The 220-nt window shown below is 50.9% G+C and carries 1 protein-coding gene; it reads right to left on the bottom strand.

From position 1 onward, the window contains the following. Positions 1 to 220: hypothetical protein (locus tag H8K33_RS19700; RefSeq protein WP_186892775.1), on the bottom strand; the 220-nt coding region annotated here is incomplete at both ends.

Below are 220 nucleotides of genomic sequence, written 5' to 3'. Positions count from 1 at the left end.
CATTGTCACCAGCAACACCTGGTGCACCTGGTTCGACTGTCGTGATCGTTGGTTGATCATCATCGATGATGCCGCCATTACCTGTCACGCCACCAATCACTAATGGTAAAGATTCTGGGGAAGCACTGTCGACGACTGCATCGTTAATTGTGGCGACTGTGACTGTGAAACTGCTGACACCGGCTGGAACAATCAGATTGCCACCAACCAAAGTGACACC

Origin of the sequence: Affinundibacterium amnicola (genome assembly GCF_014284275.1) — a bacterium.
Taxonomy (GTDB): Bacteria; Pseudomonadota; Gammaproteobacteria; order Burkholderiales; family Burkholderiaceae_D; genus Undibacterium; species Undibacterium amnicola.
The sequence above is the reverse complement of the archived record's forward strand: the minus strand, read 5'-3'. Positions and strand labels throughout refer to the sequence as shown.